General features: G+C 75.0%; 21 protein-coding genes. 10 read left to right on the top strand and 11 right to left on the bottom strand.

Annotated features, from left to right (window positions below):
- The first annotated feature begins 8 nt into the window (after window positions 1–8).
- From SH587_RS08260 to SH587_RS08245, 4 genes are all read left to right on the top strand, one after another.
- The gene (locus tag SH587_RS08260; RefSeq protein ID WP_320670114.1) at window positions 9–1,853 is read left to right on the top strand and encodes a DUF3556 domain-containing protein; all 1,845 of its coding nucleotides are present in this window, start codon (window positions 9–11) and stop codon (window positions 1,851–1,853) included.
- Complete coding sequence (locus tag SH587_RS08255; protein WP_320670113.1) at window positions 1,850–3,283, top strand: phytoene desaturase family protein; 1,434 nt, start codon at window positions 1,850–1,852, stop codon at window positions 3,281–3,283. Before SH587_RS08260 ends, SH587_RS08255 begins: the two co-directional genes overlap by 4 nt.
- A gap of 261 nt (window positions 3,284–3,544) precedes the next feature.
- A complete protein-coding gene (locus tag SH587_RS08250) occupies window positions 3,545–5,608 on the top strand; it encodes a winged helix-turn-helix domain-containing protein (protein WP_320670112.1) in 2,064 nt (687 codons plus the stop codon).
- Window positions 5,609–5,693: 85 nt separating this feature from the next.
- The gene (locus tag SH587_RS08245; protein WP_320670111.1) at window positions 5,694–6,464 is read left to right on the top strand and encodes a hypothetical protein; all 771 of its coding nucleotides are present in this window, start codon (window positions 5,694–5,696) and stop codon (window positions 6,462–6,464) included.
- Window positions 6,465–6,484: 20 nt separating this feature from the next.
- On the opposite strand, the gene SH587_RS08240 is transcribed toward SH587_RS08245, so the two are convergent.
- The 3 genes from SH587_RS08240 to SH587_RS08230 all read right to left on the bottom strand — a co-directional run bounded on the left by SH587_RS08240 (window position 6,485) and on the right by SH587_RS08230 (window position 9,002).
- Complete coding sequence (locus SH587_RS08240; protein ID WP_320670110.1) at window positions 6,485–7,018, bottom strand: hypothetical protein; 534 nt, start codon at window positions 7,016–7,018, stop codon at window positions 6,485–6,487.
- A gap of 82 nt (window positions 7,019–7,100) precedes the next feature.
- Entirely contained in the window at window positions 7,101–8,033 is a 933-nt protein-coding gene (locus SH587_RS08235; RefSeq protein ID WP_320670109.1) for a LysR family transcriptional regulator, read from the bottom strand.
- 45 nt (window positions 8,034–8,078) lie between these two features.
- Window positions 8,079–9,002 carry a LysR family transcriptional regulator gene (locus tag SH587_RS08230; RefSeq protein WP_320670108.1) on the bottom strand — a complete coding sequence of 308 codons (924 nt, stop codon included), beginning with the start codon at window positions 9,000–9,002 and terminating at the stop codon, window positions 8,079–8,081.
- A gap of 111 nt (window positions 9,003–9,113) precedes the next feature.
- Between SH587_RS08230 and SH587_RS08225 the strand changes: the two genes are divergently transcribed.
- A complete protein-coding gene (locus SH587_RS08225; protein WP_320670107.1) occupies window positions 9,114–10,523 on the top strand; it encodes an alpha/beta hydrolase in 1,410 nt (469 codons plus the stop codon).
- Between the two features lie 9 nt (window positions 10,524–10,532).
- Complete coding sequence (locus SH587_RS08220; RefSeq protein WP_320670106.1) at window positions 10,533–11,408, top strand: sulfurtransferase; 876 nt, start codon at window positions 10,533–10,535, stop codon at window positions 11,406–11,408.
- 99 nt (window positions 11,409–11,507) lie between these two features.
- On the opposite strand, the gene SH587_RS08215 is transcribed toward SH587_RS08220, so the two are convergent.
- Window positions 11,508–12,392, bottom strand: a complete 885-nt coding sequence (locus tag SH587_RS08215) for a LysR family transcriptional regulator (RefSeq protein WP_320670105.1) — start codon at window positions 12,390–12,392, stop codon at window positions 11,508–11,510.
- Between the two features lie 80 nt (window positions 12,393–12,472).
- Here SH587_RS08215 and SH587_RS08210 point away from each other — a divergent pair, with 80 nt between their 5' ends.
- From SH587_RS08210 to SH587_RS08200, 3 genes are all read left to right on the top strand, one after another.
- Window positions 12,473–14,392 (top strand): acetoacetate--CoA ligase, encoded by a 1,920-nt coding sequence (locus SH587_RS08210; RefSeq protein WP_320670104.1) that lies wholly within the window; start codon window positions 12,473–12,475, stop codon window positions 14,390–14,392.
- A 90-nt stretch (window positions 14,393–14,482) separates the two neighbouring features.
- Entirely contained in the window at window positions 14,483–15,238 is a 756-nt protein-coding gene (locus SH587_RS08205; protein ID WP_320670103.1) for a L,D-transpeptidase, read from the top strand.
- Between the two features lie 39 nt (window positions 15,239–15,277).
- Complete coding sequence (locus tag SH587_RS08200) at window positions 15,278–17,038, top strand: CocE/NonD family hydrolase (protein ID WP_320670102.1); 1,761 nt, start codon at window positions 15,278–15,280, stop codon at window positions 17,036–17,038.
- 18 nt (window positions 17,039–17,056) lie between these two features.
- Here the strand turns inward: SH587_RS08200 and SH587_RS08195 are convergent, their stop codons facing one another.
- Both SH587_RS08195 and SH587_RS08190 read right to left on the bottom strand, forming a co-directional pair.
- Window positions 17,057–17,461, bottom strand: coding sequence for a hypothetical protein (locus SH587_RS08195; RefSeq protein ID WP_320670101.1), 405 nt, complete (start codon window positions 17,459–17,461; stop codon window positions 17,057–17,059).
- On the bottom strand, window positions 17,458–18,426 hold the full coding sequence (locus tag SH587_RS08190) for a carbon-nitrogen hydrolase family protein (RefSeq protein ID WP_375341745.1): 969 nt from the start codon (window positions 18,424–18,426) through the stop codon (window positions 17,458–17,460). The genes SH587_RS08195 and SH587_RS08190 overlap by 4 nt, the downstream gene beginning before the upstream one ends.
- A gap of 55 nt (window positions 18,427–18,481) precedes the next feature.
- On the opposite strand from SH587_RS08190, the gene SH587_RS08185 reads away from it, so the two are divergent.
- A complete protein-coding gene (locus tag SH587_RS08185; RefSeq protein ID WP_320670099.1) occupies window positions 18,482–19,111 on the top strand; it encodes a TetR family transcriptional regulator in 630 nt (209 codons plus the stop codon).
- 47 nt (window positions 19,112–19,158) lie between these two features.
- Here the strand turns inward: SH587_RS08185 and SH587_RS08180 are convergent, their stop codons facing one another.
- The 5 genes from SH587_RS08180 to SH587_RS08160 are packed head-to-tail and all read right to left on the bottom strand — an operon-like array spanning window position 19,159 to window position 23,884.
- Entirely contained in the window at window positions 19,159–20,430 is a 1,272-nt protein-coding gene (locus SH587_RS08180; protein ID WP_320670098.1) for an ABC transporter substrate-binding protein, read from the bottom strand.
- Window positions 20,431–20,464: 34 nt separating this feature from the next.
- Window positions 20,465–21,514, bottom strand: coding sequence for a branched-chain amino acid ABC transporter permease (locus SH587_RS08175; protein WP_320670097.1), 1,050 nt, complete (start codon window positions 21,512–21,514; stop codon window positions 20,465–20,467).
- Window positions 21,511–22,392 carry a branched-chain amino acid ABC transporter permease gene (locus SH587_RS08170; protein WP_320670096.1) on the bottom strand — a complete coding sequence of 294 codons (882 nt, stop codon included), beginning with the start codon at window positions 22,390–22,392 and terminating at the stop codon, window positions 21,511–21,513. The genes SH587_RS08175 and SH587_RS08170 overlap by 4 nt, the downstream gene beginning before the upstream one ends.
- On the bottom strand, window positions 22,389–23,102 hold the full coding sequence (locus tag SH587_RS08165; RefSeq protein ID WP_320670095.1) for an ABC transporter ATP-binding protein: 714 nt from the start codon (window positions 23,100–23,102) through the stop codon (window positions 22,389–22,391). Before SH587_RS08165 ends, SH587_RS08170 begins: the two co-directional genes overlap by 4 nt.
- Complete coding sequence (locus tag SH587_RS08160) at window positions 23,099–23,884, bottom strand: ABC transporter ATP-binding protein (protein ID WP_320670094.1); 786 nt, start codon at window positions 23,882–23,884, stop codon at window positions 23,099–23,101. The genes SH587_RS08165 and SH587_RS08160 overlap by 4 nt, the downstream gene beginning before the upstream one ends.
- Between the last annotated feature and the right edge of the window lie 36 nt (window positions 23,885–23,920).

Raw genomic sequence — 23,920 nt, 5'->3', positions numbered from 1 at the left:
GAAGCACCATGGGCCTCACCACCGGGAACTTCCCGCCCGTCGACCCACCGACGTTCATGAACATGCCCTACCTCGAGCGCATCAAGACGCTCTCGAGGCACTGGGCGGAGTACGGCTTCGGCGCGCCGAAGATCACGATGTTCATCTACCTGTTCCGGATGATCTTCTTCACCGCCGGCTGCGGCGTGCTCGCGGCGACGCTGACCTCCGGCGTCGACCCGCTCGAGCCGTCGGTCTGGATCGGCGAGGCGGTCGTCTGGCAGAAGCTGATCATCTGGATGCTGCTGATCGAGTCGCTCGGCATGGGCGGTTCGTGGGGCCCGCTGTCGGGCCACTTCAAGCCCTTCACCGCCGGCTTCCGCCACTACTTCCGGGTCGGCACGATCCGGCTCCCGCCGTGGCCGACGAAGGTGCCCGGCACCGCCGGTCACACCCGCGAGCCGATCGACGTCGCGGTCTACACGCTGCTGATCATCAGCTACATCGTGGCGATCGCCCTGCCCGGCCAGGACGACGCCGGCCTGACCGCCGCCGTCGGCGTCGGCAACGAGGGGCTGGTGCCGATGGCGGCGCTGGTGCCGATGATCGTGCTGCTGTGCGTGATCGGCCTCCGCGACCGGACGGTCTTCCTGGCCGCCCGCTCGGAGCAGTACCTGCCGGCGCTGATCTTCTTCGCGTTCTTCCCGTTCGTCGACATGGTGATCGCGGCCAAGATCCTGATCGTGGCCGTCTGGGCCTGGGCCGGCTTCTCGAAGCTGACCAAGCACTTCCCGTACGTGATCCCGCCGATGGTGTCGAACACGCCGTGGCTGACCTCGCGCAAGATCAAGCGGATGCATTACGCGGACTTCCCGAACGACCTGCGGCCGTCGAAGAAGGCGCGGTTCGTGGCGGAGATCCCGGGCACCGCGTTCGAGATCGTGGTGCCGATCGTGCTGCTGCTGTCGACCAACGACACGATCACGACGATCGCCGCGATCATCATGCTCGGCTACTGCGTCTTCATCATCAGCTGCTTCCCGCTGGCGACGCCGATCGAGTGGAACGTCATGTTCATGTACCTGATCGGCTTCCTCTTCCTGAAGCACCAGGGCAGCGAGGGGTACGCGCTGTGGGACATGGACCCGGCGCTGCTGATCCTGACGCTCGGCGCGATGTGCGTGTTCCCCATCTGGGGCAACATGCGGCCGGACCAGATCTCGTTCCTGCCGGCCCTGCGCCAGTACGCGGGCAACTGGGCGTCGGCGATGTGGGCGCTGGCCCCGGGCGCGGAGCAGAAGCTCAACGACCACGTCAAGAAGGCGTCGCTGATGCAGCGCGATCAGCTCGAGGAGATGTACGGCTTCCACGAGGCGGAGGTCGTCCTCCACCAGCTGCTCGGCTGGCGCTCGCTGCACAGCCAGGGCCGCGGCCTCAACTCGGTGATGTGGAACACCCTCGGCAAGGACCTCGACCACTACACGCTGCGCGAGGCGGAGTTCTCCTGCAACGCGGTGATCGGCTGGAACTTCGGCGAGGGCCACCTCCACGACGACCGCCTGATCACCGCCCTCCAGGAGCGCTGCAACTTCGCGCCGGGCGAGTTCATCGTGGTCTGGGTCGAGTCGGAGCCCTACGGCAACGGCCGCCAGCAGTACCACGTGATCGACGCCGCGGTCGGCGTGATCGAGCGCGGCAGCTGGTCGGTCCAGGAGTGCGTCGACGCCCAGCCGTGGCTGCCCGACGGCCCGGTCTCGACCGAGGTCACCTGGCGCCGGGAGGGCTACCAGCGGGTCAGCTACCCGCCGGCGCAGGCCGAGGCCGCGCCGCAGCCGGCCTCCCCGGCCGCCCCGCAGCCCCAGGTCGCCACGTGACCAAGGCCGTCATCGTCGGCAGCGGGCCCAACGGGCTCGCTGCCGGCCTGACGCTCGCCGCCGAGGGGATCGAGGTCACGGTCCTCGAGGCGGCGAGTCGCCCGGGCGGCGGCACCCGCACCAGCGAGCTGACCCTGCCGGGCCTGCTCCACGACGAGTGCTCCGCCGCCCACCCGCTGGCGGTCGACAACCCCTTCAGCCGCCGCTTCGACCTGGCCGGCCACGGCCTCACCTGGCGCTGGGCGGAGATCGAGTACGCCCACCCGCTCGACGGCGGCGGCGGGGCGGTCGCCCACCGCTCGGTCGAGCGGACCGCCGAGGAGCTGGGCCGCGACGGCGCGGCCTGGCGGTCGGTCTTCGGCCCGCTCGACGAGCGCTTCGGCGCGATCGCCGAGGAGATCACGCAGCCGATGCTGCGGATCCCCGACCACCCGCTGGCGATGGCCCGCTTCGGGCTCTGGTCGGGCCTGCCGGCGGCGCTGGTCGCCCGCCGCTGGCGCGGGGCCGAGGCCCAGGCGCTCTGGGCCGGCGTCGCCGCCCACAGCTTCCGCCCCTTCACCAGCCCGGTCTCGTCGGCGATCGGCGTCGCGCTCGGGACCGCCGCCCACCACTTCGGCTGGCCGGTCGCCGAGGGCGGCTCGCGCGCGATCACCGACGCGATGGCGTCGCTGCTGCGCGAGCACGGGGGCACGATCGAGACCGGCGTCGAGGTGACCTCGCTGGCCGAGCTCGGCGACCCGGAGATCGTGATGCTCGACGTCGCGCCGACCGCCGCCGCGCGGATCGCCGGCGACCGGATCCCCGGGCGGGTCGCGCGGGCGCTGCGCCGCTACCGCCAGGCCCCCGGCACCTTCAAGGTCGAGTTCGCCGTCCAGGACGGGATCCCGTGGACCTACGAGCCGACCCGGCGGGCCGGCACCGTCCACGTCTGCGGCGACCTGCGCGAGATCGCCGCCGCCGAGCGGATGACCTGCCGCGGCCAGATGCCGGAGCGGCCGTTCGTGCTGCTCTGCCAGCAGTACCTGGCCGACCCGACGCGCTCGAACGGCGACGTCCACCCGATCTACGCCTACGCCCACGTGCCGTCCGGCTACACCGGCGACGCGAGCGGCCCGATCGAGGCCCAGATCGAGCGCTTCGCCCCCGGCTTCCGCGACCGGATCCTGGCCCGCCACGTGCGGACCACGACCGAGACCGCGGCCCACAACGCCAACCTGGTCGGCGGCGACATCGTCGGCGGCGCCAACGACGCGCTGCAGATGGTCTTCCGCCCGCGCCCCGCCCGCGACCCCTACGGGCTCGGCGCGCCGGGGCTGTTCCTCTGCTCGGCGTCGACGCCGCCCGGGGCGGGGGCCCACGGGATGTGCGGCCACAACGCCGCCAACGCGGCGCTGCGGCAGCTGCGACAGGGGACCGCCGGCGGCTGGTGAGCGCGACGCGGCGTTCACACCTTCCGGAAACCAACCGGAAAGGGCGGCGAGCACTATGCTGCCGCCGCCCGACGCCGAACCTGTCGCAAATCACTGTTCCAAATTCGCCAAACGCACACGGTCGACCAACTATCGGCTGACCGTGGCGCGCCGCCCGTCCTGCGGGCGAAGATCCGCCGCCCGGCCGCCCGGCCCGAGGCGATCGCCCGCCCGGCGCTCGACGCCGCGCTCGCCCGTGCCTCCACGCACCCGCTGACGCTGGTGGTGGCGCCGGCCGGCTACGGCAAGACGACGGCGGTCGCCCAGTGGGTCGAGGGCCAGCCGGCGCCGCACGCGTGGATCTCGCTCGACCGCCGCGACGACGACCCCAGCCGGCTCACCGCCCACCTGCTGGCGGCGACCGCGCGGGCGCTGCCGAACCCCTCGACTGTCCCCCGCGAGGCGCTCGACGCCGGCGCCGACCCGGCCGACGTGGTGGTCCCGCTGCTGGTCGGCGACCTCGAGCGGCGGCTCGACGGCGACGGCCTGGTGCTGGTCCTCGACGACGGCCACGCCGTCCGCTCCGCCGCCAGCCACGACCTGCTCGAGCAGCTGCTGGCCGCGCTCCCGGAGGGGGTCCGGACCGTGATCGTCGGCCGGCCGCCGCTGCCGATCTCGCTCGCCCGCCGGCGGGCCGCCGGGACGGTGGCGGAGATCGGCCCGGCCGCGCTGCGGTTCACGCTGCCCGAGGTCGAGGCGTTCGTCAACGGCGCGCTCGGGCTGAGCCAGAGCGACGAGCAGTTGCGACGGCTGACGCGGGCGACCGACGGCTGGCCGGCGGCGCTCTCGCTGGCGGTCGCCTCGCGGTCGGCCGACCCGGCGGCGCTGGTGCCGGCCGCGGCGACCACCGGCGAGATCGCCGAGTACCTGCTGCAGGAGGTGCTGACCTGCGCCGGCGAGCCGATGCGGCGGTTCCTGCGGCGGACGTCGATCCTGAGCCGGCTCGAGGACGACCTCTGCGTCGCCGTCGCCGACGATCCCGAGGCCGGCGAGCACCTGCGGACCGCCTGGCGCGCCAGCCTGCTGATCGCGCGCGACGACGACGACGCCGCGCTCCGCTACCACCACCTGCTGACCACCCTGCTGCAGGCCGAGCTGCGCCGCAGCGAGCCGCAGCTGATCCCCGAGCTGCACCGCCGCGCCGCCGCCTGGCACCGCCGCCGCGGCGACCACGAGCAGGCGGCCGAGCACGCGATCCGGGCCGGCGACCCGCAGCTGGCCGCCGCCATCCTCAGCGAGGCGTGGTTCCCGTGGCTGTTCGTCGACCGGCGGCCGCGGGCGGTGCTGGCGCTGCTCGACCGGCTGCCCGGCGACCCCGGCCCCTGGCGGACCTTCGTCGAGGCCCTGCGGCTGGCCTGCGAGGCGCTGGAGCTGGGGGTCGGACGGCCGGAGCGGCGGCGGCTGGCCGAGCTGTCGGCGCGCCCGCCCCGACCCGAACGGGCGTCGACGGCGGTCCTCGACGCGCTCCGCCGCTCCCCGCTCTTCGGCGACGTTCGCGGCGCCCTCGCCGCCTGCGCGGCCGATCCCGCGCTTCCGCCGCCCGACCGCCGCACCCGCCACGCGCTCGGCATCCAGCGGGCGCTGGTCGGCTGGTTCGCCGGCGACCGCACGGCGCTGGCGTGGCTGGAGCAGGAGCCGCCGCCCGACGGCGGCCTGACGATGCGGGTCTGGCGGCTGGCGCTGCTGACCCTGTTCGCGCTCGACGGCGACGACATCGACGCGGCCGTCCGCCACGGCCGGGCCGCGGTCGCCGAGGTCGACGCGGTCGGCGACGACGACCTGGCCTGCTCGATCCCGGCCTACCAGGCCTGCGCCGCGGCGCTCGGCCGGGCCGGCGACCTGGACGCCGCCGAGGCGATGCTGGCGCGGGCGTGGACGGTGACCGCGCGGCTGCCGACCGGCGTCGACCACCTGCTGACGCTGACGATCGCCGCCGGGCTGGCGCTCGGCCGCAACCAGCACGACCGCGCCCGGGCCCACGCCCAGGCGGCGCGGGCGATCGTCGACGACTGCGCCGACCTCGGCGCCCTCGCTCGCAAGCTGGAGCAGATCGAGCGCGCGATCGGCGACGCCTTCGCCCACCCCCTGACCGGCACGCCGCTGTCGCGGGCCGAGCAGCGGATCCTCGCGCTGCTGCCGGGGCCGGCGAGCGCGGCCGAGATCGCCGGCGACCTGCACCTGTCGCCGAACACCGTCCGGACCCACGTCCGGCGGATCTACCGCCGGCTGGGGGTCTCGTCGCGCGGGCAGGCGGTGGCGGCCGCGCGGGCCCGCGGGCTGTTGTGAGCCGGGGTGGCCACGACCGCTGAACGGTGTACACGAAATATCGCCACCCCACACCACCACGAATCACCCCCCGCCTGCCATCGTCATGACCCTCCCGGATCACCGAGCCGTCCGACCGCGAGGAGCCACCCCGATCGCCACCACCGAGCGCGCCGACGGCCCCCAGGGCTCACCGCGGGACGCCGACGCGGTCCTGGTCGCGACCGGGGTCGCCGCCGCCCGCCGCCACTCGGCCGACGTCAACCGCGCCGTCGAGCCGCTGCTGCGGGCCGCGATGGCGACCCTCGTCCGCCGCGGCATCGATCCCGCCGCCCCCGGCCGCCGTTGGCCGCGGCGGCGCGGCCGGCCGCCCGAGCGCCGCGGCTGGACCCTCGACCTGGCGCCGGTCGTCGACGCGGTGCTGGCGATCGACCGCGAGCACGAGCAGTGGTCCCTGCACGGCACCGGCGGCGGCCGTCCGCGCTGGCGGCCGCTCGGCCCCTCCCCCAGCCCGCTGCCCGGCTTCCGGATCGACGAGTCGGCCGGCTCGTTCGTCGAGCTCGACCTCGATGGCATCGGCCGGCCGGTGCTCGTCCGCTGCGCCCGCACGACCGGCTTCCTGGAGCAGCGGCTGCCGCTCGGCGCCCGCCAGCGCGAGCTGTGGCGGATCGGGACCGCGGTCGACTCGCCGGTGCGGGTGGTCGAGAGCGAGGCCCGCGGCTACGGGTCGGAGCTGGTGGTGCGGGAGATCCCGCTCGACGGCATCTCGCTCCACGAGGCGCTGGTGGCCGGGATCCGCGCCCAGCAGCCGCGGCCGGACCGGCGCCACCGACGGCGGCGCCCGGCCCCGCCGCCCCCGGGCGACCGCCGCCGCTGAGCCGCCGCGCGGCCCGCGGCTCACGGCAGCCGCGGCGGCGCCGTCAGGCGCCAGTGCCCGTCGACCAGGGCGACCGAGAACTCGACCTCGGCCCAGACCGCCGGCGCCGGGGTGCCGGGCACGACCCGGAAGCGCGACGGGCCCGCGGCCACCGCCTCGAAGCGGGCCGCCCGCAGCTGCTCCTGCGCCTGCGCCAGCCGGATGCCCCAGCGAGCCTCGGCGAAGCCCGTCGCCAGCACGCCGATCGCGTCCTCGCAGGTGGCCCGCGCGGCCAGCTCGCCGCGCCAGACCGCGGCGTCGACCAGCGTCCGCCGGGCCGCCGGCGCGAGCACGTGGCAGGCGGCCGCGCGCTGGTCGCCGATCACCGCCATCGCGTAGTGGCGGGCGACGCCGACCGCGTCGCGGCGGTCGTCGGTCGCCGCCGCGCGGTTGGCGAAGAGCGCCATCGGGATCGCCACGACGGCCGCGGCCGCCACCGTCAACGCCAGCATCCGTCGTAGTTGGGGCCCCGTGCGCCGCAGCTCTCCCATCATCATGTTCACCAAGGAATTCATCACCTTGGTCTTGGGTCGAACGCGCTGGGGTTCCTGGGAGCGTTCACGAAATGTGGGCGGGCGTTCAGCCCCGTCCACACATCTACATCTCGACCAACTGTCCAGCCGGCTTGCGGGTCGACAACCCATCGTGCACCCGGGTGGTCTCCGGGTCCCACGCGAAGGCCGCCTCGACGCCGGCGCCGAGCTCGCCGGCCAGCGGCCGCACGACCACGCCGTCGCGCGGGGCGCGGCCCTCGGCGACGATCGCCACCGCCTGCGCCACCTCGACCCGGAAGAGCGCGTCGGTCCGCCGCCGGTAGGGCTGGGCGTGGGCGGCGACGCGGCCCAACGCGGCCGGCGGCGCGACCGCCCACGAGGCCGGCGCGAGCAGCCGCGGCTCCTCCGCCAGCGCCCCCGGCTCGACCTCGTCGACGGTCGCCATCCAGTGCTCGACCGGGACCGCCACCTGGTAGGCGACCGTGCCCGCGGACCTCGATGCGAAGGGGCGATCGACCGTCTCGCCGACCACCACGCCGAGGTCGTACTCGCCGCTGCGGAGCCCCGTCATCACGCCCTCGCAGGTGCCGGCGTCGAGCGGGTCGAGGGTGTCCTCCGGAAACCACCGGACCAACCGCTCCCACTGCCGCCGGAGGACCGCGGAGGTCTCGTCGGCGTAGCCGATCCGGAGCGACGCGCGCTGGCCGGCGCCGGTCGCGCGGACCTCGCGCGAGAGCGCCTCGGCGCAGCCGATCAGCCGCCGCGCCGACGGCAGCAGCCGCTCGCCCTCGTCGGTCAGCGTGACCCCCCGCGGGCCGCGCCGGAAGAGCACGATCCCCCACTCCCGCTCGAGGGTTCGTAGTTGTTGGCTCAAGGCTGATTGAGACAGGTAGAGACGGCGCGCCGTCTGGCGCACGCTCCGCTCCTCTGCCAGCGCGACGAAGGATGAGACGCGCGTCACACTTACTCGTTGGCCACTCACAGCCCGCACCGCCGTTTCGCAAAGAGGATCGACAGTACATGCCAGAGGCCACATTTCCGGTTTCCGGGCAGGGTTCACCTGGGTGACCCGCCAGCGGCCTCAGCCGGCCGGCGGCGCGGCGGCCGGCACCAGCGCCAGCTGCTCGCCGGCGACGGCCACCGCCGCCTCGACGAAGCGGTGGACCAGCGGCGACCGCTCGCGGGCCCGGCGAGCGATCGCCAGCGGCGACGGCGGCAGGTCGGGGCTGACCACGGCCTGCAGCCCGAGCCGCTGGTAGAAGCGCGTCCAGCCGACCGGGGCGAGCGCGAACGCCCGCCCGGCGGCGACCAGCTCGAAGGCCGACTCCAGCGTCGTGACCGGGATCGAGCGGACCGGGTCGGCGCCGGCCGACCAGAAATCGTTCCAGGTCTCGTCGGGCCCGGCCGGACGGGCCGCGGTGTGAGCGGCCAGGTCGGCCATCGCCACCTCACCGCGCTCGGCCAGCGGGTGGCCGGCGCCGACGATCACCACCCGCGGCTCGACCAGCAGCGGGGTCAGGACCAGGTCCTCGTCCTGGAGCGGCGGGCGCAGGAAGGCGACGTCGGTGCTGCCCGACCGCAGGCCGGCGCTCGGGTCGTCGTAGAGGTGCGGCTCCAGCTCGACGCTGGCGTCCGGCTCGAGCGCGGCGAAGGCGGCCAGGATCGGCTCGGTCAGCTCCAGCGCGGCGCCGGCCATCGCCCCGACCCGCAGCACGCTGCGGTCGAGCCGCTCGCGGCGGTGGGCGGCGGCGACCGCCGAGTCCCAGGCGGCGACGATCGCCCGCGCCTGCTCGGCGAAGGCCGCACCGACGGCGGTCGGGCCGTAGGAGCGGGTGGTCCGCTCCATCAGCCGCACGTGCAGCTCCTCCTCCAGCTTGGCGACCGCGGCGCTGACCGCCTGCTGGGTCAGGTGCAGGTGCTCGGCGGCGGCGGTGAAGCCCCCGCGGTCGACGACGGCGAGGAAGACCCGCAGCCGCGAGGTGTGCACGTCGGAGACGTTCGACACGGCGTCACGCTAGCGGACGTCGAGGCCGCCGATTCACAAGCGTCCGCTTGTGAATCGACGACGAGCTTCTGTTTCCCCGGTTCGCGGAGCGGGCCTAGGGTGAGGGCCCTGATGCGCCGTCGCACGCTGCTCCTCGCGCCGCTGGTCGCGGCCCTCTCGCTGCCCCTCTCCGCCGCCTCGGCCGACGCGGTCCCGCGGCTGCGGGTCGACGGCGGCAGCAGCGCGCGGGCGACCGCCTGCGGCACGTCGACGACGGTCCGGCGGGTGGCGACCGGGGGCGCGCTGCGGGTGACGGTGCCGGCGGCCCGGACCGGCTGGTCGCGGGCCAAGCGGCGCGGCGCGGCGGTGGTGGTCGAGCGCTGCCGCGACGGCCGCTGGCGGCCCGACCGGTCGCTGCCGCTGGCCCGCGGCGGCCGGCCGCTGGAGCAGGCGCTGCCGACCACCGGCGCGGCCGCCGACGGCGACCTGCGGATCCGCAGCCGCGACCGCGACGGTCGCCTGGGCCGGCCGGCCTACGTGCGGGTCGGGGTCGGCGAGATCGTCGACCTGCCGATCAGCTTCCGGGTCGTCAACCGCAACCGGACGGCGATCCCCTGCCTGGCCGCGCCCGACGGCCGCGGCTACGTGGTCCACGCCAACCTGGTCGCGCCGCGGTCGGTGCTCGACGCCGGCGCCCCGGCGGTCACGCTCTACCTGCACGGGCTCGGCTACTCGGGCGAGCTGTTCTTCCGCTTCCGCGACGTCCCGGGCTACGACTACGGGATGCAGCAGGCCCAGGCGGGCCACGCGTCGGTGATCCTCGACCGGCTCGGCAACCCCGCTCACGACGAGCTCCGCGACGGCAACGCCACCTGCATCCCGGCCCAGGCCGACATGGCCGACCAAGTGATCCGGGCCCTGCGCGACGGCCGGGTCGACGGGCTGCCGGGCGCCCCGCGCTTCCGGCGGGTGCTGCTGGCCGGGCACTCGCTCGGCGGCTTCATCACCCAGATCACCCAGTACTCGTTCAACAGCGCCGACGCGATCGCGGTGATCGGCTACACCGACGTGCCCTCGGTGCTGGCGCTGGGGACGTTCGCCAACGCCGCGCTCGACTGCACGCTGGCGCCGCGCAAGGCCCACGGCGGGACCGGTGCCCCGAACTACGCGCCCTTCGGTCGGACCGCCGCCGACTTCGCGTCCGGGCACTTCCACGACATCGACCCGGCGGTCGCCCAGGCGGTGCTGGCGCGGCGCAACCTCGACGCCTGTGGCGACCTGATGTCGGCGCTGCAGTCGCTGGTCGTCGACCACCTCGGCACCCGGCTCGGGATCAGCTCGCCGGTGCTGGTGATCTCGGGCGCGAACGACGCGCTGTTCCCGCCCCCGACCAACGGGCTGCAGGCGCTGACCGGGTACCTGCGCTCGCCCGACGTCTCGCTGGTCGAGCTGCCCAGCACCGGCCACGCGGTCACGCTCGGGCGCACGCACGAGGCGTTCCGCGCGGCGATCGATCGCTGGCTGCGGGCTCACGGGGCGTAGCCTGGGGGCATGCCCCGCCTGCCGCTGCTCGTCGACCCAGTCGCCCTCCACGAGCAGCGGGAGGACGACCGTCTGCGGATCTTCGACGCCACGGTCACCCTCGACCGGCCGGCGGGCGGCGGGCCCTACGCGATCCGCGACGAGCGGGCGGCCTACGAGCGCGAGCACCTGCCGGGGGCGGCCTACGTCGACATCCCGCGCGAGCTGTCGGACCCGGACGGCCGCTACCCCTTCGCCTGGCCGTCGGCCGAGCGGTTCGCGGCGGCGGCCGGCGCGCTCGGGATCGGCGAGGGCACGCACGTGGTGGTCTACTCGGCCGGCGCGCCGATGTGGGCGACGCGGCTGTGGTTCCTGCTGCGCGGGTTCGGCTTCGACGACGTCAGCGTGCTCGACGGCGGGCTCGCCGCCTGGCGGGCGGCCGGGCTGCCGCTGGAGGCGGGAACGGTGACCCATCCTCCGGCCACGTTCGTCCCGCGGCCGCGGCCGGAGCTGCTGGCCGACCGCGCCGACGTCGAGGCGATCGCCGGCGGCGACGGCGCCACCTGCCTGCTGAACGCGCTGCCGCCGGCCGCCTTCCACGGCACCGCGCCCTCGTCCTACAGCCGCCCGGGACGGATCCCCCGCAGCACCAGCCTGCCGGTCGCCGAGCTGCTCGACCCGGAGAGCGGCCGCTTCCGCCCGACCGCCGAGCTGGAGCAGCGGCTGCGCGCGGCGGGCGCGCTCGGCCAGCAGCCGGTGGTGGCCTACTGCGGAGGCGGGATCTCGGCCACGGTCGACCTCTTCGCGCTGGCGCTGGTCGGCCGCGACGACGCCCGCCTCTACGACGGCTCGCTGACCGAGTGGAGCGCCGACCCGGCGCTGCCGCTCGAAGTCGACCCGGCCTGACCGCCGCCCCCGCGCTCGCGTGGCGGATCGGCCCCACGCGCCGGGGGTCAACCGCCACGCGAGGGGGGGTTCGGGGGTTCGGGGGGGGGGCGGGCGGGGTCAGCGGTGGCGGTCGAGGGCGATCCGGCGCATCGCGTGGGCGGCCGGCGAGGGGCGGCGGCCGTGGCGCTGGGCCACGTGGACCTCGTGCACGAAGGCCTGATCGGCTAGCGGGACGACCGCCACCGCCGGGCCGGGCGCGGTCGCGTCGCCGTGCGGCAGCACCGCGACCGCCAGGCCGCGGGCGACCAGCGCGCGGGCGCGGGCGCCGCCGCCGACCTCGAAGGCGACCGGCAGCACCAGGCCGGCCGCCGCCGCCCGCCGCTCCAGCAGCTCGCGGATCGTCGCCCTGCGCGGGAAGGCGACCAGCCGCTCGCCGGCCAGGTCGGCGAGCGCGACCGACCCCTGCTCGGCCAGCCGGTGGCCGGTCGGGACCGCGGCCACCAGTGGCTCGGCCGCCAATCGGGTCGTCTCCAGCTGGGCGCGGTCGCTCGCCGCGAGGGTGGTGACGAAGGCCAGGTCGAGCGCGTCGCCCCGCAGCTGCGCCGCCAGCTCGACGCTCAGCCCCTCGCGGACGTCCAGCTCGACCTCCGGGTGGGCGGCGTGGAAGGCGGCCAGCAGCCCCGGCAGGTCGAGCGGTCCCGGCGTCGGCGTGATCCCGACCGTCAACCGCCCCGCCCGGACCCCCGCCAGGTCGGCCAGCTCGGCGCGGGCGGCGTCGACCTCGGCCAGCACCGTGCGGGCGCGGGCCAGCAGTGCCTGGCCGGCCGCGGTCAGCGCCACCCGGTGGGTCGAGCGGTCGACCAGCGCCACCCCGACCGCGTCCTCCAGCCGCCGGATCTGCTGCGAGAGCGCCGGCTGGGCGATGTGCAGGCGGGCCGCGGCGCGGGTGAAGTGCAGCTCCTCGGCGAGCGTGGCGAAGTAGCGCAGCTGCCGAACCTCCATAAGCTCAGCCTATAACCAATGGCGCGAGTGGGTCTTGGACGACTGACCGTCGCGGGCGCGAGGATGGGACCCGAGCAGCCATGAGCACGATCCCGCCGGTCATCTGGACGCCCACCCCCGAGCAGGTCGAGCAGGCCGCGCTGACGCGGTTCGCCGCCGCCGTCGGCCGGCCGGGCGCCGACTACGGGGCCCTCTGGCGCTGGTCGGTCGACGACCTCGACGGCTTCTGGACCGCGATCTGGCGCCAGTTCGGCGTCGCCGGCGAGCCCGGTCCCGCGCTCGGCCGGCGGACGATGCCCGGCGCCGAGTGGTTCCCCCAGGCGACCGTCAACTACGCCGAGCACCTGCTGCGGGCCGACGGCCGCGGCGACGAGCAGATCGCCCTCCACCACGCCTCCGAGCTGGGCGAGCCCGGGACCTGGACCTGGGGCGCGCTGCGCGAGCGGACGGCCCGGATCCGCGCCGGCCTGGTCCGCCACGGCGTCGGCCGCGGCGACCGGGTGGCGGCCTACCTGCCGAACCTGCCCGACACGATCGCCGCGATGCTGGCCACCGCCGCGCTCGGGGCGATCTGGACCTGCGCCGCGCCCGAGTTCGGCAGCTCGGCGGTGATCGACCGCTTCGCCCAGGTCGAGCCGACGGTGCTGCTGGCCGTCGACGGCTACCGCTACGGCGGCAAGGACGTCGGCCGCGAGGACGAGGCCGCGGCGATCGCCGACGCGATCGGCGCCCGGCTGGTCCGCTTCGGCCACCTCGACGGGCAGGGCTGGGAGGCGGGCTTCCTGGGCCCCGCCGACAGCCCGCTGGCGTTCGAGCCGCTGCCCTTCGCCCACCCGCTGTGGATCCTCTACAGCTCGGGCACGACCGGGCTGCCGAAGCCGATCGTCCACGGCCACGGCGGGATCCTGCTGGAGCAGCTGAAGATCTGCCGGCTGCACACCGACCTCGGCCCCGACGACCGGATGCTGTGGTTCACCACCACCGGCTGGATGATGTGGAACCACCTGGTCGGGATGCTGCTGGGCGAGGGCCGGATCGTGCTCTACGACGGCTCGCCGGCCGGCGCCGCGCTGTGGGACCTCTGCGACCGCACCGGGGTGACCGTCTTCGGCACCAGCGCGGCCTTCGTCGACGCCGCCCGCAAGAGCGGCATCCGCCCCCGCGAGGGTCGCGAGCTGCGAATCCGGGCCGTCGGCTCGACCGGCTCGCCGCTGGCCCCCGAGGGCTTCGCCTGGCTGCGCGACGAGCTGGGCGACGACACTTGGATCTTCTCGATCAGCGGCGGCACCGACGTCTGCACCGCGTTCGTCGGCGGCATCCCGACGCTGCCGGTCCACCTGGGCGAGCTGCAGGGGCCGGCGCTCGGGGCCAAGGTCGAGGCCTGGGATCCGGACGGGCGGCCGCTGATCGGCGAGGTCGGCGAGCTGGTGGTGACCGAGCCGATGCCGTCGATGCCGGTCGCCTTCTGGGACGACGAGGACGGCTCGCGGCTGCGCGAGGCGTACTTCGACGTCTACCCCGGGATCTGGCGCCACGGCGACTGGATCGAGATCAGCGACCGCGGGACCTCGGTGATCCACGGCCGCAGCGACGCGACGATCAACCGCGGCGGGGTCCGGATGGGGACCGCCGAGATCTACCGCGCGGTGCTGACCGCCGACGAGGTGGTCGACGCGCTGGTGCTCGACGTGCCGCGGCCGGACGGCAGCCTCTGGATGCCGCTGTTCATGGTCCTGCGGCCGGGCGCGACGCTCGACGACGAGCTGCGCGCGGCGGTCCGGCGGCTGGTCCGCGAGCGCTGCTCGCCGCGCCACGTGCCGGACGCGGTGATCGCGATCGAGGCGGTCCCGCGGACGCTCTCGGGCAAGGCGCTGGAGCTGCCGATCAAGCGGATCCTGGCCGGCGCCGACCCGGATGCGGTGGTCAAGCGCGACGCGCTGGCCAACCCCGACGCGCTCGACGCGGTGGTGGCCGCCGCCCGCGCGGCGCTGCCCGCCTGATCGTCCCCGGGACCGGCGTCCAGCGGCCGCGCTGGACGAACGGGCCACGGCCCGCCGACGCGCTGGCGGGCGCCCGCTACGCTGCGCGCCATGCGGCGGTCGCTCCCCCTGCTGCTGGGCCTGGCGGCGGCGCTGCTGCTCGCCGCGGGGCTCGTCGGCCGCGGCACCACGCCGCGGCTGGAGGCGGCCGTGCCGACGATCGCCGAGCGGCCGTTCCTGCCCCGGACCGCCGCCCGCGAGCCGGCGCGGCGCTGGCGCCATCCGACCGCGGCGATCGTCCGCCCGACCGCGCTGCGGGCCGTGCCCGGCGGTCGCCGGCTGGCGCGGATCGGCCGCCGGACCGAGTTCGGCTCGCCGACGGTGCTGGCCGTCGTCGGCCGCCGCCCGGGCTGGCTGGCCGTCCAGAGCCCGGCGCTGCGCAACGGCGCCCGCGGGTGGATCCGGGCCGCCCACGCGACCCTCGGCGGCAGCGACTACGAGATCGTCGTCGACCGCTCGCGGCGGACGGCGCGGCTGCGGCGCGGCGACCGCACGGTCCTGCGCTTCCGGGTCGCGGTCGGGCGGCCCGGCAACGAGACCCCGCTCGGCCGCTTCGCCGTCACCGACGCGCTGCGGACCAGCGACCCCCGCTCGCCCTACGGCTGCTGCGCGCTGGCCCTCACCGGCCACCAGCCGAAGCTGGCGCCGGGCTGGTCCGGCGGCGACCGGCTGGCGATCCACGGCACCCCGTCGCCGGGGACGATCGGCCGCGCGGCGTCGCTCGGCTGCCTGCGGGCGGGACGCTCGCCGCTGCGGCGGCTGCTGCGGACGGTTCCGCTGGGGACCCCGGTCGTGATCCGCGCCTGAATTTGCGAACAACGCTGTTCGTGGACTACCCTGCTCGCCATGGGACGAGGGAGCACGGGTGGGGAGCCGCGGCCACGCCGCGGGAGGACGCGACGGGCGCTGACCGCGCTGGCGGTCGCCGCGACCGTCGGCGCGGTCGCCGCCGCGCCGGCCCGCGCCGGCACCGTCAGCCAGAACCAGCGCTTCACCGTCTCCGACGGCGTCTCGCTCCAGGCGACCGTCTCCGGCGAGGCGCCGCTGCAGGCGCGGCCGACGATCGTCGAGTTCAGCCCCTACGGGCGCGGCACCACGACCAGCGCCCCGGTCCCCGGCTTCAACAGCCTGCTGGTCCAGATCCGCGGCACCGGCGACAGCGACGGACGCTTCGACGCGCTCGGCCCGCGGACCCAGCGCGACGTCGCCGAGGCGCTGCAGTGGGCCTGCCAGCAGCCGTGGAGCGACGGCCGGCTGGGCATCAACGGCTTCTCCGCCAGCGCGATCACGATCTACAACTCGCTGCACCTGCCGCTGCCCTGCGTCAAGGCGGCGGTGCTGAAGTCCGGCACCCTCGAGCTCTATCGCGACCTGCTGGTGCCGGGCGGGATCAACAACCTGATCCCCGGCGCCGGCGTGCTGGCGATGATCGGCGCCCCGGCGCTGATCCAGGGCCCGGAGCGGCTGCTGCGCAACCCGCTCTCGACGGTCGACACGATCCTCGGCCTGGCCGAGAGCGGCTTCGGCGAGATCCTGCGGCCCGACCTCGACGGCTGGTGGCGCGAGCGCGGCTTCCGCGGCGACGTCAACCACCTGCCGATCCTGATGATCAACGGCTTCTTCGACGTCGAGTCGCGGGGGGCGTTCCAGGCCTACCAGGCGCTCCGCGACGACGGCGCCCACCTGGTGGTGGCCGGCGCCCACGACGGCGTCCCCAAGGGCAGCGACGGCGGTGCCGGTGACGCCCGCAAGTGGTTCGAGCACTACGTGGCCGGGGCCGACAACGGGATCGAGGACGAGCCGCGGGTGAAGCTGTGGATGGCCGACGGCGACCGCGAGAAGCTGCTCGACGGCCGCGCGGTCCGGACCGACGCCAGCGACTGGCCGGTCCCCGGCACCAGCTGGGCGTCGCTGGCGCTCGACGCCGCCCCGGCCGGCGGCGGCCACAGCAGCAACGACGGCTCGCTGACCACCGGGCCGCGCAAGCAGGAGGGCCGCCAGTCGTTCGTCGCGCTGCCGTCGCTGTTCACCGCCAGCGACCCGCCGAACGCGGGGATCGTCGGCGCGGCCGGGGTCAACGACCTGACCCGCCACCTGCCGTTCCTGACCGACATGACGCTGGCCGAGGGCTTCGGCCTCTCGTACACCACCCGTCCGCTGCGCGAGCCGGTGCTGTCGGCCGGTCCCGGCACGCTCGAGCTGCGGCTGTCGAGCAGCATGCCGACGACCGGGATCTGGGTGGTCGTCTCCGACGTCGGACCGGACGGCAAGGCCCACCCGGTCGCCTCGGGCCGACTCAACAGCGACTTCCCCGAGATCGACGAGGCGCGGTCGCTGAAGGACGAGCACGGCACGATCGTCCAGCCCTACGGCCGCTTCGACCGGCGGCGGCCCGCGGCCCCCGGCCAGGAGCGCGTCTACCGGGTCGAGCTGTGGCCGATCGGCAACCGCTTCAAGGCCGGCCACCGGATCCGCGTCCACGTGCTGGGGACGTCGATCGCGTCGATGCCGATGCTGCCGGCGGTCAACACGGTCGACGTGGCGGCGTCGCGGCTGCTGCTGCCGGTGCTGCCGGGCAGCGACCTGCGGCGGGCGCTCGGGGAGTAACGCCCGCCGGGCGGTCGATCAGTCGCGGCGGCCGCGCCGGCGGCCGCCGATCGCCATCCCGCAGAAGCCGACGGTGGTGGCGACGAACGAGCCGGTGACCGCGGCCATGAACGCCGGGTGACGGTCGAGGTCGGGCCGGAAGGCGAGCGGCAGGAAGGCCATCGCGTTGGTCCAGGCGCCGATCCGCAGCGCCCGCTCGGCCAACGGCGGCGGGTCGGGCACCGCCTGCCCGACTGCGACGCTGGCCGTGCCGAGCGCGGCCAGGTCGAGGTGCCACTGGCGGATCCGGGCCGGGCTCTGGATGCCGAGCTTGCGGGCCGTCTCCGGCTGGGTGCGGCAGAGCGTGTAGACCCAGCCGGAGAGCGCGCTGGCGGCGAGCTCGGTCAGCCCCGAGCGGACCAGCGGGGCGAGCGGGGCGCTCACGACGCCGCTCCGGCCAGCGCCGCGCGGTCGAGCCGCCGGCGGTGCTCGCGCCAGTAGCGGGACCGTCCCCAGGGGTTCTGGTACGCCCAGGCCGCCGCGGCGACCGCGCCCCGCGGCTGGAGCCAGAAGCCCTCGGGCAGCGGCCGCGGCTCGCGGCGGCCGGGGACGACGTCGGCGATCGCGACCCCGGGGCCCTCGTCGCGGCGGCGCAGGGCCAGCGGCCGGCCGTCGGTGTCGTAGATCCCGGCGCCGCCGGCGTAGTGGCCGTGGTAGACCGCGCCGACCAACGGCCAGGGGCAGTTCAGCGCTCCGGCGTGGGCGGCATGGACGACCGGCGCGCCGACGTAGGGCGCGAAGCGGGCCGGGGCGTCGACCGCCCGCCGGTGGTTGGCCCGCTCGAGCCGACCGGAGAGCCCCCGCGGCGGCCACAGCGGGATGCTCCACCAGCCCGACCCGCCGACGACCAGGTCGACCCGGCCGGCCAGCCGCGCGGCGGTCTGGGTCCGCATCAGCTCCCAGCAGAGGGCGACGCCGGCGGTCAGCCCGTCGGCCTCGATCCGGCCGGGGTCGCCGCCGCCGACGTAGAGCGCGTTCTCCCACATCGTCGGCAGGTCCTTGTCGTGGCGGCCGCGCAGCTCGCCGTCGGGCCCGGCCAGCAGGAACGCGTTGCGCACGTGGCCGTCGCGGTCGCGGACCAGGGTCGAGCCGCCGAGGTGGACCCCGTGGCGGGCGGCCCGCTCGCGCAGCAGCGCGGTCGGGGCGCCGTCGGCGAGCGGCGCGGCGTCGCGCAGCTCGGGCCGGTTGGCGACCCCGGTCGAGAAGAACTCGGGCAGCACGATCCAGCTCGCACCGGCCGCCGCCGCCTCGTCGACCAGCGCCGCGGCCATCTCCAGGTTGGCGTCGACGTTGCCGACCTCGGCCTCCATCTGGATCGCCGCGGCCCGGATCGTCGTCCCGTCGCTCATCGCGCCCCGCTCCTTGTAGTAGTCCTCGAAACTGAGGCCTACTATAATCATGGCCGTGAGCGAGTCGACTCCGAACCGCGGGCAGCGCCGTAAGGCCCGCACCGCGCGGGCGATCCTGGCCGCCGCCAGCGAGCTGTTCTTCGCCCACGGGATGGCCCGCACCACGATCGACGAGATCGCCGCCCGCGCCGACGTCTCGGTCGGCTCGGTCTACTTCCACTTCCGCTCGAAGGAGGGCGTCTACCTGGCCCTCGTCGAGGAGGCGCTCGACGTCAACGCCCGCTACATGGCCGACGTGCCCGGATCGCCGTCGCCGCTCCAGCGGGTGCTCGACGCGGGCGACGCCTACCTCCGCTTCCACCTGGAGCGGCCGGACGCCTTCCGGCTGGTGGCGCTGCGGATCCTGGAGCCGAGCGTCGACGCCGGCCTGCGCGAGGTCGAGGAGCGGATCGCCGACCGCGTCGAACGGCTGGTCGGGGCGGTCGGGGCCGACCTCCAGCTGGCGATCGACGCGGGCGAGATCCGGCCGCTCTCGGCCGCCGACGGGATGCGCTTCCTGTGGGGCGCCTGGAACGGCGTGATCGCCCTCAGCCTGCGCCAGGACCGGCTGCGGCTGAGCGACGACGAGGTCCGCGCCGCGCTCGCCGAGGGCCGCGACATCGTCCGCCGCGGGCTGGCGCCGTAGGCCGCGGGCGAGCCGGCGCCGAGCCGGTCCGCCCGCGACCGCCGCGGCTACTTCTCGTGGACCTTCGGGGTCTTGCCCTCGAGGTCGACCGGCTCGTCCTCGACCACCCAGCGCTTGCCGTCGAACTGCTCCAGGTAGAGCGACTCGATCGGGAACGCGTCGTCGGGACCGGTGTTGACCTCGATCCCCGGCAGCACCATGCTCAGCTGCAGGCCCCGCAGGTTCCGGACGCTGTCCATGAACGACCGGCGGGTCGGCTGCGCCTGCTCCAGCGCCCGCACCACGACCTCGCCCTGGACGTAGCCCTGGACGCTGATCATGTCGTCGGCGCTCAGGTTCTGGCCGTACTTCCGCAGCACCCCGCGGTACTTCGGGACCTCCGGATCGTCCTTCCACTTGGGGTCGTTCGGGTCCTTCAGCCAGGCTACGCTGTAGACGCCCTTGGCCTTGTCGAGGCCGGCCGGCTTCAGCGTCGCCTCGATCGAGTTCGACTGCGACGGCAGGTAGTGGCGCGGCGTCCAGCCCAGCTCGTGGGTGCGCTTGATCGCCTGGGCGGCGAACTTCGGCGGCGCGAGGTCGAAGAAGACCTTCGAGCCGGTCCGCTGGAGCGCCGCGATCTGCGGGTTGACCGTCGGATCGGACTCCTGGAAGCTCTCGCTCTTCGCCAGCCGGACCGGGCCGTCGCCGAGCGCGGCCTGCAGCCCCGACAGGTGGTTCTTGCCGCCGGCGTCGTTGGGGAAGATCGCCACCGCGTCGCCGCTGATGCCGTGCTTCCGGAGGTCGCCGGCGAAGACGCCGGACTCGCTGGCGATCGTCGGCATGAAGCCGATCGACCACGGGTGCTTGGCCGCGTCGACGCCGAAGTTCGTGCTCTGGGTGACCACGAACGCCTGCGGCACCTCGCGCTTGTTCAGGTAGTCCATCATCGCGACGCTGGGGTCGGTGCCGAGTGTGCCGACGAGGCCGAAGACCTCGTCCTGCTCGACCAGCCGGCGGGCGTTGGCGGTCGCGCGCGCCGGGTCGAAGCCGTCGTCGTAGGCGGTGAACTCGATCTTCCGACGCTTGCCGTCGGCCATCTTCACCCCGCCCTCGTCCTCGTTGACGTGCTTGAAGTACGCCTCCATGCTGCGGGTGAGGGTGGCGTACGCCGCCACCGGGCCCGAGTAGGACGCGCTCGATCCGAGCTTGATGGTGGTGTCGGTGACGCCGGGCGATCCCCCGCTCGATCCGCCGCCGTCCTCCGACCGCGATCCGCAGGCGCTCAGGCCGGCGGTCGCGACGACGGCCAGCAGGCCGCCGGTGACGCTTCTCCAGGACACTGGTGCTCTCTCCTCGTTCGGTTTCGCCGCGCGCCTAGGAGCGCGCGGCCTCCACGACGGGGTCCTCCCCGGACCCGTCGCTCCCACGACTGCGGGCGCCGGCGCCGCGAACCGCGCGGCGGGCCGACGCCCGATCGGCGACGCTGCGCCCGAGCCCGACCAGGCCCAGCGGCATCGCCAGCATCGCCACGATCAGGAAGACCCCGTAGGCCATCCCGCTCAGCGCCTGGTCGACCTCGCCGGCGGCGATCGGCAGCAGCTGGATGAAGACCGCCCCCAGCAGCGGTCCCAGCAGCGTGCCCATCCCGCCCGCCACCACGGCGACCAGCAGGTTGATGCCGAGGAAGATCCCGAACGCGTTCGGCGAGACGTAGCCGACGACCATCGCGTACATCGCCCCGGCCAGGCCGGCCAGCATCGCGCTGATCGCGAACGCCAGCTGCTTGTGGCGGGCGACGTCGATCCCCTGGGCGGCGGCGACGGTCTCGTTCTCCCGGATCGCGACCAGCGAGCGGCCGAGCTCGCCGCGGGCCAGCCGCCGCGCCAGCAGCGCGGTGCCGACCAGCATCAGCAGGCAGAGCAGGTAGACGTACTGGTCGGGGGCGGCGCTCAGCCACGAGGGCGCCTCGGGCTGGGTGACGTTGCGGCCGGTGACGCCGCCGGTCAGGCCCTCCATCCGCTTCAGGACCGGCAGCACGCCGACCCCGAGCGCCAGCGTCAGCATCGCCAGGTACAGGCCCCGCAGCCGCAGCGCCGGGGTGCCGACCGCGTAGCCGGCGACCAGCGTCGCGACCGCGGCGATCGCCAGCACCACGGCCAGCGGCAGGCCCTGGTCCTCGACCCCCCAGATCAGCAGGTAGGCGCCGGCGGCGAAGAACGCCCCGTGGCCGAGCGAGATCTGGCCCAGGTAGCCGGTGACCAGGTTGAGGCCGTAGGCGGCGATCGCCCAGACGAAGATCATCGACAGCTGGTAGTTCCAGTACGTCGAGCTGTAGAAGGGCACGACCAGCGCGACGACGAGCGCCGCGGCGAGGCCGGCCAGGGTCAGCGCCGTGCGACGCTCGAGGACGAACGGACGCGTCATACGCGGGTCACCGCCTTGGTGCCGAAGAGCCCGTTCGGCCGAACGAGCAGGATGCCGACGATCAGGGTCAGCGGGACGAGGATCTTCAGGTCGCTGCCGATCGCCCCGACGTAGTTGCCGGCCAGGTTCTCGGTCACGCCGACGATCAGGCCGCCGACGACCGCCCCGCCGGGACTGTCGATCCCACCGAGGACCGCGGCGGCGAACGAGTAGATGAGGACGCCGAACATGAAGTTCGGCTCCAGGAAGACCTGTGGCGCGATCAGCAGCCCGGCGATCGCGCCGAGGACCGCGGCGAAGCCCCAGCCGACGACGAGGATCCGGCGGACGTCGACCCCGGTCAGGCTCGCGTTCTCGCCCGACTCGGCGACGGCCCGCATCGCCAGCCCCAGCTTCGTGAACTGGAAGAGGCCGTAGAGCACGACCACCTCGATCACGAGCACGGCGACGATCCCGACGCTGGTGCCGGAGAGCCGGACCCCGCCGACGTCCCAGGTGGCGTCGGGCAGGACGCTGGGGACGGTCTTGATCAGCCCGCCCCAGACCCAGACCGCGACCGCGTTGAGGGTCAGGAAGAGCCCGATCGTGAGGATCACGACGGCCAGCTCCGAGGTCCCCTCCAGCGGCCGGATCAGGACCCGTTCGACGGCGGCGCCGGTGAAGAGCGCGGCGGCCAGCGTGACCAGCACGGTGACGGCCAGCGGCACGCCCCAGGCGGTCAGCTGCCAGGCGACGTAGGTGGAGAACATCGCCATCTCGCCCTGGGCGAAGTTGACGATGTTGGTGGCGCGGTAGATCAGCACCAGCGCGAGCGCCAGCGAGGCGTAGATCGCCCCGTTCGCGAGCCCGTCGACGAGCGTCTGCGCGAACTCGGTCATGCGTGGCCTCCGAGGTAGATCCGGGCCAGCCGGTCGTCGGTCCGCAGCGCGCTCGGCGAACCGGAGAAGACGATGCTGCCGGCGTCCATCACCAGCGCGTGGTCGGCCAGGTCGAGCCCGAGGCCGGCGTTCTGCTCGACCATCAGCATCGCCGTCTCGCTGTCGGCCTTCAGCTCGCCGAGGGCGGCGAAGATCCCCTGGACGACGAGCGGCGCCAGCCCCTGCGAGGGCTCGTCGAGCAGCAGCACCTTCGGCCGCGACATCAGCGCCCGGCCGATCGCCAGCATCTGCTGCTCGCCGCCGCTGAGGGTGCCGGCCTTCTGCCGCCGGCGCTCGCCGAGCCGCGGGAAGAAGCCGTACCAGCGCTCGACGTCGGCGGCGACCTCGCCGTCGCGGCGGCGGTAGGCGCCCAGCCGCAGGTTCTCCTCGACCGTCAGCGTGGCCAGCGTGCCGCGGTCCTGGGGCACGTGGGCGACGCCCTGCGCGACGATCCGGTGGACCGACCAGCCGCGGACGTCGGTGCCGTCGACCGCGACCCGGCCGTCGCAGGGCAGCAGGCCACTGATCGCCCGCAGGGTCGTCGTCTTGCCGGCGCCGTTGGCGCCCAGCAGCAGCGTGACCGCGCCCGGGGCGACGTCGAAGCCGACGTCGTGGAGGACCCGCACCCGGCCGTAGCCGGCGTCGAGCCCGCGAATCTCGAGCGCGTTCATGCCGGCGCTCCCAGGTAGGCCTCGATCACGCGCGGGTCGGCGCTGACCTCGTCGACGCTGCCCTCGGCGATCACGCGGCCGGCGTCGAGCACGTAGGAGCGGTCGGCGACCGCCCGCACCAGGCCCATGTTGTGCTCGACCACCAGCACGCTGAGGTCGTGGCGGCGGCGGATCTCGAGGATCAGCTGCGCCAGCCCCTCGACCTCGGCGTGGTTGAGGCCGCAGGCGGGCTCGTCGAGCAGCAGCAGCTTCGGCCGCGAGACCAGCGCCCGCGCCAGCTCGACCCGCTTCAGCGAGCCGAACGGCAGCTCGTCGGGGCGGGCGCCGGCGACGGTCGCCAGGCCCAGCCGGTCGAGCGCCTCGAGCGCCGTCGTCCGCACCTGGCGCTCGCGGCGGCGGGTCCGGCCGACCTGGACCAGGGTCCGCCAGAAGCCCAGGTGGCCCTGGGCGCAGGCGCCGAGCATCACGTTCTCCAGCACGCTCAGCGACGGGATCAGGGCGATGTTCTGGAAGGTCCGGGCGACCCCGTGGGCCACGATCCGGTGGGCGGAGGCGCGCTCGATCGCGCGGCCGCCGAAGCGGACCCGGCCCTCGTCCGGCCGGACCAGGCCCGAGACGCAGTTGAAGAGCGTCGTCTTGCCGGCGCCGTTGGGCCCGATCAGCGCGCAGACCGTGCCGTCCTCGACCGCGATCGAGACGTCGTCGAGCGCCGTCACCCCGCCGAACCGCAACGTCACCCCGGAGACCTGCAGCAGGCTGCCGGCGTCGGCCGCGCCGCTCATCGTTCCGGTCCCGTCCGCGTGCCGGGGCCGACCCCG

It is taken from the genome of Patulibacter defluvii, from assembly GCF_034096925.1.
Classification (GTDB): domain Bacteria; phylum Actinomycetota; class Thermoleophilia; order Solirubrobacterales; family Solirubrobacteraceae; genus Patulibacter; species Patulibacter defluvii.
This window is presented reverse-complemented; position numbering and strand designations above follow the sequence as displayed.